Here is a 10,271-nt window from a genome sequence, read left to right as displayed (position 1 = left end):
GCACCATCGTGGTGCTCGGAATCGTCGGCTGGGCGCTCGGCATCGACCCGCGGCTGCTGATCGGCGGCGCCGAGATGTTGTCACAGTCGACGCAGCAGCACCAGACCGACAGCCGCGCCGGCAAGCAGGGCGCGCCGACCGACGAAATGGGCAGCATGATTTCCGGCGTGCTCGGCGAGGTCGACGACCGCTGGACCGAAATTTTCAAAGCCAGCGGCCAGAAGTATGTGGGGCCGAAGATCGTGCTGTTCCGCGGCCGCACCAATGGCGGGCGCTGCGGCATGGCGCAGGCGGCGATGGGGCCGTTCTATTGTCCGCCCGACCGGCAGATCTATATCGACACCTCGTTCTTCAAACAGGTCGAAACCCGCTTCCGCGGCTGCTCCGGCTCGGCCTGCCAGTTCACTGCGGCCTACATCATCGCCCACGAGGTCGGTCATCACGTCCAGAACGAGCTCGGCATCCTCGACAAGGTCAATCAGAAGCAGAGGCAGTACGGTCAAGGACCGCGGTCCAACGCCCTGCAGGTGCAGGTCGAGTTGCAGGCCGACTGCCTGTCGGGCGTCTGGGTCAATCGCGAAAAGAAGAAGCGGCCGAACTTCCTGGAAGACGGTGACATCGACGCGGCTCTAACCACGGCGGCTGCGATCGGCGACGACACCCTGCAGCGCCGCGCCGGCCGGGAGGTCGTGCCGGACTCCTTCACCCACGGCTCCGCCGAGCAGCGCAAACGCTGGTTCATGACCGGGTATCAGCAAGGTACGATCCAGGCCTGCAACACCTTCGGGGCGGAGCGGCTGTAAGGCTCGGGCGCACGATGAATATCCGAATTCGTCATGCCCAGCCTTGCGCCGGGAATCCACGTCTCGCGATGTGATCAAGACGTAGATGGCCGGGACCAGCCCGGCCATGACGCAGGTATCGATTCGACAGGGCGGTCATGGCGAGCAAAGAGCAACCAAAGCAATTCATCCCGCTCAACATCGCGGTGCTCACCGTGTCGGACACGCGGTCGCTCGACGATGATAAGTCGGGGGCGACGCTGGTCGAGCGGCTGAACGGGGCGGGGCACAGGCTGGCGGCGCGTGAGATCGTCACCGACGATGTCGAGAAGATCCGCGCCATCGTCCGGCGCTGGATCGCCGACGATGGCGTCGACGTGATCATCTCCACCGGCGGCACCGGCTTCACCGGCCGCGACGTCACGCCGGAAGCGATCGAGCCGCTGTTCGAAAAGCGGATGGACGGGTTTTCGATCGCCTTTCACATGCTGAGCTGGGCCAAGATCGGCACCTCGACGATCCAGTCGCGCGCCACTGCCGGCGTCGCGGGAGCGACCTACATCTTCTGTCTGCCGGGCTCGCCCGGCGCCTGCCGCGACGGCTGGGACGGCATTCTTGCCGCGCAGCTCGACTATCGCACGCGGCCCTGCAACTTCGTCGAGATCATGCCGCGTCTCGACGAGCACTTGCGCCGCGGCACGAGCTGACCCTTGCTCATGACCGTCTGCGCGCCTGCACCTTGACAGCAGCGCCGCACCACGGAACCATCGACGCCAATCACAACGCGCAACAATCGCGCAGCGACGATGGGAGAATGCTTTGGGACAGATCGTATCGATCGAGGCGCTCGCCGCGCAGATCCACGACGGCATGATGGTGGCGCTGCCGTCCGACAATGGCGGCGTCGCGATGGCCGCGACCGCCGCGATCATCGCCAATCGTCCGCGCAACCTGCACCTCGTCTGTGTGCCGATCAGCGGCATCCAGGCCGATATGCTGATCGGTGAGGGCCTGGTCGGCACCGTGGAAACCAGTGCGATCACGCTCGGCGAAGCCGGCGGCGCGCCGCGGTTTGCCGACGGCATTCGCCGCAGCGCGTTCGCGATGAAAGACGCGACCTGCCCGGCGATTCTCGCCGGTCTCGTCGCCGGGCAGAAGGGCGTGCCGTTCATGCCGATCCGGGGCATCATCGGCAGCGACGTGCTGAAGATGCGCAGCGATTGGAAAGTGATCGATAATCCGTTCACGCCCGACGATCCGATCGTGGTGGTGCCGGCGATTCGCCCGGACGTCGCGATCTTCCACGCGCCGGAAGCCGATCGCTTCGGCAACGTACGGATCGGCCGGCAGGCCGAGCTGGCTGCGATGGCCTATGCGGCGAAGACCACCTTGGTCACGGTCGAGCGTATCATCGACACTTCGCTGCTGGCCGACGAGCGCAGTGCTGCCGGCGTGTTGCCGGCGCTGTATGTCGGCGCTGTCGCCGAAGCCCGGAACGGCGCATGGCCGCTCGGGCTCGCCGGCGAATACACCACCGACACGGCCGAAGTCGCGCGCTACGCCAAGATGGCGCGCTCGGCGGACGGCTTTGCGGCCTACATGAAGGGCTTCGCTCAGAAGCTTGAGGCGGTGGCATGAGCACGGCGCTCACGACCTCCCGCGAAATCCTGATCGCAACCATCGCCGATCTGCTCGACGGCGTCCGCACCGTTGCGGTCGGCGCCTCGTCGCCGATCCCCGCCGCCGGCGCCATGCTGCTGCGCGCCCGCAACGAGCGCCGCGGCCGCGATCCGGTGCGGGTGATCGTGCTCGGCTCGCGGCAGCACAACTTCTTCACCAACGGCTCGTTCGAGCTGTTCGATGCGACCGCGCAGGGCCGGATCGACGCGTTCTTTCTCGGCGGCGGCCAGATCGACGGGCAGGCCAACATCAATCTGGTCGGCACCGGCGATTATCCGGCGAGCAGCGTGCGCTGGCCGGGCTCGTTCGGCTCGGCATTCATGTACTATCTGGTGCCGCGGGTGATCCTGTTTCGCGAGGAGCATTCGCCGCGGGTTCTGGTCGACAAGGTCGATTTCGTCAGCGCGCCGGGCGCGAGCGAGCGGATCTACCGCAAGGGGGGACCGCACGCGCTGCTGACCGGACTGGCGCTGTTCGACTTCGACAAGGCGCGCAAACGGTTCTGCTTGCGCAGCGCGCACCGGGGCAGCTCGGCGGAGGATATCCGCGCAGCCACCGGGTTCGATTACGACGCGCCCACGCAGGTGCCGGTCACGCCGGAGCCTGACGCGGAGACTCTGGCACTGCTGCGCGGCCGCGTGACCGACGAGCTTGCCGAGTGCTATCCGCAGTTCGCCGAAACGCTGGTGGCGGATCGGGCCGCGTAGGCGGCTCCCACCTGCAACACGCCGATCAACACGGCGATGGTCCGCAGCGCTATTCCGCCGGGACCATCGCGCTGTTGCGCTGGGCGAGCGCGATCAGCGGTACGCCGGCGAGGAGCACGCCGATCCCGACCAGCGCCCCGAGCCCGGTGTGCATCAGGCTGGCGTAGAGCAGGTAGGCACTGGCGGCGCAGAACAATCCCGGGACTGCGGGGTATAGCGGCCAAGTCAGCAGAGGCCGCTGCGGATCGCGCCGCCGCAGCACGAAATACGACACGCCGATCAGCAGCATGAACAGCCAGAATGCCGGGGCGGTGTATTCCACAATGGCCTGAAATCCGTCGCGCTGCATCGCGCCGAACGCGACCAGCAACAGTGCGACCGCGCTCTGGATCAGGATGGCGCGGCGTGGATGATTGCCGTCGTGGTCCCAGGCGCCGAGCTTGCGCAGCGCCGGCAGATCAGCGCCGATCGCAAAATACACCCTGGCGCCGGTGAAGATCGATGCATTGAGCGTCGACAGCGCGGCGATGCACACCGCGATGCTGAGCAACAGAGCGCCGGTGTCGCCGGCCGCCAGTCGCATCACGTCGGCCGCGACCGCATAGGATGCGCGGATCGCGTCGAGCCCGAGCACGCTCAGATAAGCGAGGTTGGTCAACAGGTAGATTGCGGTGATCGCGAGGGTTCCGAGCAACAGCAGCCGCAGCATGTTGCGGCGACCGTCACGCAGGTCCGCCGAGATGTAGGCGGCTTCGTTCCAGCCGCCGTAAGTCAGCAGCACGAACACCATCGCCAGCCCTGCTGCGCCGAGGCCATCGCTGCTCATGGCCGGCGGCGCGGCGGGCGGCTGTTGCACGGGTACCATGAACGCCGCTGCGATCACGATCAGCACAATCACCGCCAGCGTCAGCCCGCTGAGCAGGTTCTGCGCGATCTTGCCATAGACGGTACCGCGCAGGTTGACCGCGGTGGTGGCTACCAGCACCGCGGCCGCGTAGATCGCGATCCCATACGGTCCGAGCGGCAGCACCGCCTGGGCGTAGTCGGCGAACACGAAAGCCACCGCAGCGATGGCGCCGGTCTGAACCACGGAGATCCGCGCCCACGCGAACAGTAGCGCGACGTTGCGGCCGAGGCCGCGGTCGAGAAATGTGTATTCACCCCCGGCGCTTGGATGCCGCATCGCCAGTTCAGCATAGACCAGGGCGCCGGCGATCGTGATCAGACCGCCCAGCAGCCACAGTCCGATGAACATCGCCTCGCTGCCGACATTGGCGGCGACCAGCGAGGGTGTCTTGAAGATGCCGATGCCGACAACCACCCCGACTACCATAGCGATGCCGTCGAGCAGGGACAGGCTCGGCCGTGGTGCGGCGGTCGGGCGGGTCGGGCCGGTCATGACAAAGCTCCTCGCTCAGTCGCCTAGGGCACGCGCGGAATGCTGCGGACGGATCAAATCCGCGCCGCGCGCCAGTCGCCCTTGCTGGACGGCACGATGCTGTCGCCTTCGACCTTGCCCTGATAGTCACGTCCGCCGAGCCGGAAGCTCAGATCCGCGCCTTTGAGCTTGATCTGCTCGATCCGGGTCTGACGGCCGTCGACCGTCGCGGATCCTGCGACCTCCTGATAGTTCTGGGTCAGTGTCAGCCTCACCTCGGCCTCGGAGCCGTTCTGCAGTCGCCACTCGCCCTGCACCCGCGCCGGCACGATCCAGAAGTACACGTCACGACCTTCGACCTGCTCGTGGTGTTCCGGCTTCCAGTCGCCCATGCTGAAAGCGTGCGACACAACCCGGGTGCCGGGCCGCAATTCGTTGAGCAGGCGGGGCCGCAGCTTGGCGTTCAGCGTTTCCAGCAGATACAGCGTGACGATGTCTGCTTTGCCGATTTCTGTTTCGAACAGGTCGGCCCGGATGAACTGGACCTTGCCGGTCATGCCGGCCTGCTCTGCCTTGGCCTGTGCTTCGGAGATCCGCACCGGATCGATGTCGACGCCGTGACCGTTGATGCCGTAGCGCTTTGCGGCGGTAATCGGGATCCGGCCGTCGCCGGAGCCGAGGTCGATCAGGTAGTCGCCGGGCTTCGGCTTCACCAGCTCCAGCATCCGGTTCACAACATTGTTCGGCGTCGGCACGTAATGCACATCGGGAGATCGGGCGGCTGCGGGGGCGGCGATGACGCCGAAAGTGATCACGGAAGCGGCAAGGCAGCGGATCAGTGCGTGTCGCATGAGGACGGTCTCCTGCTCGTCAGCCCGCGACGCAAACACCAACCCGCGCGACGCGATCCAACGCGGCGGCGCGACTGTTTGTCTCGCCGCGATGCGACGGAGGCCGCGCGCTTCAGCGTCGCCGGACGACCGCGTAATGCAGCCAGCGCAGCAACGCGCGCAAGGCGGCTGCGACCGCGGCGCGTCGCAGCGCCTTCCCTCGCTTGGTGTGGAAGGCGATCAGCTCGGCGGTGACGCGCGGCGGTGCGGAACGCCGCGGCGACATTACAGGCTCAGCTCCCAGGTCTCGCCGATCAGGTCCTGGCCGAAGCTGCGATGCGGCTCCGCTCCGACGCGCTGGAAGCCCGCGTCCTGATAGATGCCGCGCGCCGCGGTCAGGATGCTCTGCGTCCACAGCGTGACCTTGCGATAGCCGCAGTGCCGCGCGAAGCCGACCGCCTCGTCGATCAGCTTGCGTCCGAGCCGATGGCCGCGCGCCTGCGGCGTCACCAGCAGCAGGCGCAGCTTGGCGACATCGTCGCTGTCCCGCACCAGAAACAGCGAGCCGGCCTGGGCACCGTCATATTCGGCGATCCAGCAGCGCTCGCGTCCAGGATCGTGCGAAGCCAGGAACTGTCCGGCGATCTCCGCCACCAGGGCTTCGAACGAGGCGTCGAAGCCGTATTCGGCCGCGTAGAACGCGCCGTGGCTCTGCACCACCCAGCCGATATCGCCGGGGCGCGGACTGCGCAGGATCGGCGGCGGTGCGGTGCCGGTCCCGAGCAATCCCTGGATGGTCGACATCGCCGCGGTCAGCCGTGTCCGCCCGGCGGGCGGCAAATCCGCCAGCATCGCGGTGACTTCGTTCTGCGAGCTGAGTTCGAGCTTGGCGTAAGCGGCGCGGCCCTTGGCGGTCAACGTCAGCAGGTGCTGCCGCCGGTCGGCCGGCGAGGGGGATCGCTTCAACAGGCCGTCGTCGGCAAAGCCCTGAATGATCCGGCTCAGATAGCCGGGGTCGAGCTTCAATTCGGTGCCGATCTGTTTGGCGGTCGGCGCTTCGCGATGCGCCAGCTCGTACAGAATCCGCGCTTCCGTCAGCGAAAACGGGCTGTCCATCAGCCGTTGCTCGAGTACGCCCAGACGCGCGGTGTAGAACCGGTTGAATGCCCGCACCAGCGCAACGTCGTCGCCCTGGTTCGGGGGCGGCTGCACGATACCCTTCTCCATTGGTCTTCACCTCCGCTCGGAAGCCCTGCGAACGATCCTCGGCGGACCTTGCCAGGGCGCTCGGGAGCCCATCACAGCCAAAACAGTTGCTCTCGTCAATAAATTATTTGCCTATAGCAACTATTATGGCGCGGCGGCGGTACGGCAGGGGTAGCGAACAGAGGTCAGGCGGCGAGGATGACGCGGCTGCGCAGCAGGGTGCGGGACGATCGGCCGAGGTCGCGCGGCAGCATCGCTTCTGCGCCGCGGACGGCGTGGCCGCCGAGGCGGTCGTAGTGATCGCGCGCGATCACCAGCCCCTGGTCTGCGCCGGAGCCAATGAGGTTCTGCAGCAGTGCTGTCAGGCTTTCGCGCCAGCCGCTCGGCGCATAGGGCGACCGCGCATAGCGGAAGATGCCGGCGCGCGGATGGCCGCTGGCCATCACGCCCTCGATGAACTGTGTCGTCTCTTCGATCCAGCCGGGATCGAGCACCGCGCCGGCATGCAGGAACATCAGCCAGGGCGAACGCGCCTTCCGTGCGCCGGCGGCGAGCGCTTCGGCGCGACTGCCCTCGAATGCGAGGTAATTGCAGCCGGCCACATCGGCGACGCGCACGATGGTGTCGCTGCCGCCACGGTCGACCAGGGTGACGTCGCTGACGACGCCGGCCGCGGCGCCCGGCACCAGCGACGCCAACGTGGCGACGGCGGTCCGCTCGACGCCTTCGGTGGAAATGATCACGCTCAACATGTCCGGCGGGTGACCCTACGACGACAAATGCGCGCCACGCTTAGCACCTCACTGCCGCAAAATCAGCCGTGAATCGCACAATGCCCATCATCGGGGCAACGTCGTGCGCGGCACTTCAAGCCGGTGGTGGGTATCGGGTATTTGTTCTTGCTTTGTTCTTGTGACTCGCTATCTTGGACGCATGAGCAGAGCATCCAATGCCCTCAAGCGCCCGCCGGTCACGGTGCCCTCCGAGCCGGTGGGCGCGCCTTCCCCTTTCCCCGCCATCGAGGGGGCGGTCGATCAGCAGCGGCGCCGCGGTCGCGGTGCGCAGTCCAACGCCAGCGGCCGCTACGAGGCCGAGGCGCGAACCGCCTTCGACGACGGCTGGGAGAGCCTTGAGGATCTGCCGCCGTTCAAGACCACGGTCGCTCTGGATACCGCTCGCAAGGTCATCACCCGCAACGATTCGCCGGATATCGGGTTCGATCGCTCGATCAACCCGTATCGTGGCTGCGAGCATGGCTGCGTGTACTGCTTCGCGCGGCCGACCCACGCCTATCTCGGCCTGTCGCCGGGGCTGGATTTCGAGTCGCGGCTGTTCGCCAAGCCGGACGCGCCGGCGCTGCTCGAGAAGGAACTGGCGACGGCCGACTACGAGCCGAAGACGATCGCGATCGGCACCAACACCGACCCTTACCAGCCGATCGAGCGGGACCAGAAGATCATGCGCGGCATCCTCGAGGTGCTGGAGAAGACCGGGCACCCGGTCGGCATCGTCACCAAGTCGGCGCTGGTGGTGCGTGATATCGACATCCTGGCGCGGATGGCCAAGCGTCAGCTCGCCAAGGTGGCGCTGTCGGTCACCTCGCTCGATCCGAAGCTGGCGCGCAGCATGGAGCCGCGTGCCTCGACGCCGGCCAAGCGGCTTGAGGCCCTGAAGCTGCTCGCGGACGCCGGCATCCCGACCACCGTGATGGTGGCGCCGGTGATCCCCGCACTCAACGACATGGAGATCGAACGCATCCTCGACGCCGCCGCTCATGCCGGAGTCAAGGAAGCGAGCTACGTGCTGCTGCGGCTGCCGCTGGAGGTGCGCGACCTGTTCCGCGAATGGCTGATGGCGAACTATCCGGACCGCTATCGTCACGTCTTCACCCTGATCCGCGACATGCGTGGCGGCCGCGACTACGACTCGCAATGGGGCACCCGGATGAAGGGCACCGGCCCGATCGCCTGGATGATCGGGCGGAGGTTCGAGACCGCCTGTGCCAGGCTCGGGCTGAACAAGCGCCGATCCAAGCTGACGACCGATCATTTCGAGAGGCCGGAAAGAGCCGGGCAGCAGCTCAGTTTGTTCTGAGGGAGCAGGGCCGCAGTTCCCGCGGGGTGCGAATAGCGGGCACGATCCGGAATTTACGGTTGCGCCGGCTGAGCCTCGCCCGCAGCATCGGGGCATGATTCGGGATATCAAACAGCCGATCAAGGTTCCGGCGAAGCCCGCAAGCCGACCGGGCGGCAAGGCCAAGACCGTCAAGCCGACAGGCGGGAACGCGGCGAGCGCGAAAGCCTCGACTGCCAAGGCCGCCGTCTGCAAGATTGGTGAAAAGGCCGTGGCCGTCAAACCCGCATCCGTCAAACCCGCATCCGCCAAGGGACTGAAGGGCGTGATCGCTGTCGCGCCGCCGAGCTTCCGGCGCGAGCGGGCGCTGATCAAGCGCGGTATCTGGCCGGTCGCCGGCTGCGACGAGGCCGGGCGCGGGCCGTTGGCCGGTCCTGTGGTGGCGGCCGCCGTGGTGCTCGACCCCAAGCGCGTTCCCAAGGGGCTCGACGATTCCAAGCGGCTGTCGGCTGAAAAGCGCGAGGCGCTGTTCGAGGAAATCTGCGCCACCGCGCAGGTGGCGGTAGTGTATGCGTCGCCCGAGCGGATCAATCGCGACAACATCCTGCGCGCCTCGCTGTGGGCGTTGACCCGCGCCGTGCACGCACTGCCGGAATTGCCCAAGCAGGTGTTCGTCGACGGTCGGGACCGGTTGGCCACGAGATGCGACTGTGAAGCGGTGATCGGTGGCGACGGCCTGATCGCCTCGATCGCCGCAGCCTCGATCATCGCCAAGGTGTCGCGCGACCGACTGATGTGCCGACTCGCCGAGCAGTGCCCCGGTTACGGCTTCGAGCAGCACAAGGGCTATGGCGTGCCGGATCACCTCGATGCGCTGGCCCGGCTCGGTCCGACGGTGCATCACCGCCGCGCCTTCGCCCCTGTCGCGGCGGCCTGGCGGAAGATCGAAGGCGAGGCTCTGCCGCCGATCGAAGATCCGTTCGGCCCCGCTTCCGCCGTCGAAGCCGCGGTGTGAGCGCGGTCGCGCGGTTGCTTGTGCGGCCGCCGGGCTCTATCACGGTCGGACCGAGTTTCGCTGGCCTCACATGCGCTTCGCCTCCCTGATCGTCGAACTGATCCGCGCTCGGCCGCTGCTGCTGTTCTGGCTGGTGGTGGGCGCTCAGTCGTTGCTGTGGGTGCTGGTGCCGACGCTGTTCTACGCCAGCCCGCCGGGTGACGTCGCCATCGTGCTGGCTTACGGCCGTGAATATCAGGTCGGCACGGATCTCGGTCCCCCGCTTGCGTTCTGGCTCGCCGACCTCGCCTATCGGGCCGCCGGTGGTCACATCGTCGGCGTTTATGTGCTGGCGCAACTCTGCTTCATCGTCACCTTCTATGCGCTGTTCCAGCTCGCGCGCTGTGTGGTCGGAGCGCAGTATGCGGTCATCGCGGTGCTGTTGACCTCCACCGTCACCGCCTTCGCAAGCTCCGGGGTGGAGTTCGGTCCATTGATCCTGGCCCGGCCGCTGTGGGCGCTGGTGCTATGGCACGGCTGGCAGGTGTTCGGACAGCACCGCCGTGCGGCGTGGTTTGCGTTGTCGATCGAAACCGGCCTGCTTCTGCTCACCACCGTTGC

At 66.9% G+C, this 10,271-nt stretch carries 12 protein-coding genes; 7 read left to right on the top strand and 5 right to left on the bottom strand.

Translation table 11 applies throughout. From position 1 onward, the window contains the following. The 4 genes from ypfJ to DU475_RS21270 all read left to right on the top strand — a co-directional run. Positions 1 to 803, top strand: an 803-nt coding sequence (gene ypfJ / locus DU475_RS21285; RefSeq protein ID WP_164633253.1) for a KPN_02809 family neutral zinc metallopeptidase, incomplete at its 5' end; no start/stop codon positions are given. A 137-nt stretch (positions 804 to 940) separates the two neighbouring features. Further along, entirely contained in the window at positions 941 to 1,489 is a 549-nt protein-coding gene (gene moaB, locus DU475_RS21280; RefSeq protein WP_047309718.1) for a molybdenum cofactor biosynthesis protein B, read from the top strand. A gap of 112 nt (positions 1,490 to 1,601) precedes the next feature. Next, positions 1,602 to 2,420 (top strand): CoA transferase subunit A, encoded by an 819-nt coding sequence (locus DU475_RS21275; RefSeq protein WP_047309717.1) that lies wholly within the window; start codon positions 1,602 to 1,604, stop codon positions 2,418 to 2,420. After that, complete coding sequence (locus DU475_RS21270) at positions 2,417 to 3,169, top strand: CoA-transferase (protein WP_047309716.1); 753 nt, start codon at positions 2,417 to 2,419, stop codon at positions 3,167 to 3,169. Before DU475_RS21275 ends, DU475_RS21270 begins: the two co-directional genes overlap by 4 nt. A gap of 49 nt (positions 3,170 to 3,218) precedes the next feature. Here DU475_RS21270 and DU475_RS21265 read toward each other — a convergent pair whose 3' ends face one another. The 5 genes from DU475_RS21265 to DU475_RS21245 form a co-directional block, all read right to left on the bottom strand. After that, a complete protein-coding gene (locus tag DU475_RS21265) occupies positions 3,219 to 4,568 on the bottom strand; it encodes an APC family permease (RefSeq protein WP_164633252.1) in 1,350 nt (449 codons plus the stop codon). A gap of 53 nt (positions 4,569 to 4,621) precedes the next feature. Then, positions 4,622 to 5,398, bottom strand: coding sequence for an SAM-dependent methyltransferase (locus DU475_RS21260; RefSeq protein ID WP_164633251.1), 777 nt, complete (start codon positions 5,396 to 5,398; stop codon positions 4,622 to 4,624). 112 nt (positions 5,399 to 5,510) lie between these two features. Then, positions 5,511 to 5,663, bottom strand: a complete 153-nt coding sequence (locus tag DU475_RS21255) for a hypothetical protein (protein ID WP_164633250.1) — start codon at positions 5,661 to 5,663, stop codon at positions 5,511 to 5,513. Next, on the bottom strand, positions 5,663 to 6,604 hold the full coding sequence (locus DU475_RS21250; RefSeq protein ID WP_164633249.1) for a bifunctional helix-turn-helix transcriptional regulator/GNAT family N-acetyltransferase: 942 nt from the start codon (positions 6,602 to 6,604) through the stop codon (positions 5,663 to 5,665). Before DU475_RS21250 ends, DU475_RS21255 begins: the two co-directional genes overlap by 1 nt. A gap of 164 nt (positions 6,605 to 6,768) precedes the next feature. Further along, positions 6,769 to 7,335: a glycosyltransferase gene (locus tag DU475_RS21245; RefSeq protein WP_164633248.1), complete on the bottom strand. Its 567-nt coding sequence runs from the start codon at positions 7,333 to 7,335 to the stop codon at positions 6,769 to 6,771. 181 nt (positions 7,336 to 7,516) lie between these two features. Between DU475_RS21245 and DU475_RS21240 the strand changes: the two genes are divergently transcribed. The 3 genes from DU475_RS21240 to DU475_RS21230 all read left to right on the top strand — a co-directional run. Further along, positions 7,517 to 8,677 (top strand): PA0069 family radical SAM protein, encoded by a 1,161-nt coding sequence (locus tag DU475_RS21240; RefSeq protein ID WP_142881939.1) that lies wholly within the window; start codon positions 7,517 to 7,519, stop codon positions 8,675 to 8,677. 94 nt (positions 8,678 to 8,771) lie between these two features. Continuing rightward, positions 8,772 to 9,671: a ribonuclease HII gene (gene rnhB, locus DU475_RS21235; protein ID WP_164633247.1), complete on the top strand. Its 900-nt coding sequence runs from the start codon at positions 8,772 to 8,774 to the stop codon at positions 9,669 to 9,671. 70 nt (positions 9,672 to 9,741) lie between these two features. Continuing rightward, on the top strand, positions 9,742 to 10,271 hold a 530-nt coding region (locus tag DU475_RS21230; RefSeq protein WP_164633246.1), incomplete at its 3' end, for a glycosyltransferase family 39 protein.

Source organism: Rhodopseudomonas sp. WA056 (assembly GCF_010906995.1).
Taxonomy (GTDB): Bacteria; Pseudomonadota; Alphaproteobacteria; order Rhizobiales; family Xanthobacteraceae; genus Rhodopseudomonas; species Rhodopseudomonas palustris_G.
Note: the sequence above shows the minus strand (reverse complement) of the source record. Positions and strands in the feature narration are given on the sequence as shown.

Bases quoted from the DNA above. Each gene is read 5' to 3' on its own strand.
- DU475_RS21270 (WP_047309716.1), top strand. From the start codon at position 2,417: ATGAGCACGGCGCTCACGACCTCCCGCGAAATCCTGATCGCAACCATC.
- DU475_RS21240 (WP_142881939.1), top strand. From the start codon at position 7,517: ATGAGCAGAGCATCCAATGCCCTCAAGCGCCCGCCGGTCACGGTGCCC.
- rnhB (WP_164633247.1), top strand. From the start codon at position 8,772: ATGATTCGGGATATCAAACAGCCGATCAAGGTTCCGGCGAAGCCCGCA.
- DU475_RS21260 (WP_164633251.1), bottom strand. From the start codon at position 5,398: ATGCGACACGCACTGATCCGCTGCCTTGCCGCTTCCGTGATCACTTTC.
- moaB (WP_047309718.1), top strand. From the start codon at position 941: ATGGCGAGCAAAGAGCAACCAAAGCAATTCATCCCGCTCAACATCGCG.
- DU475_RS21265 (WP_164633252.1), bottom strand. From the start codon at position 4,568: ATGACCGGCCCGACCCGCCCGACCGCCGCACCACGGCCGAGCCTGTCC.
- DU475_RS21245 (WP_164633248.1), bottom strand. From the start codon at position 7,335: ATGTTGAGCGTGATCATTTCCACCGAAGGCGTCGAGCGGACCGCCGTC.
- DU475_RS21250 (WP_164633249.1), bottom strand. From the start codon at position 6,604: ATGGAGAAGGGTATCGTGCAGCCGCCCCCGAACCAGGGCGACGACGTT.
- DU475_RS21255 (WP_164633250.1), bottom strand. From the start codon at position 5,663: ATGTCGCCGCGGCGTTCCGCACCGCCGCGCGTCACCGCCGAGCTGATC.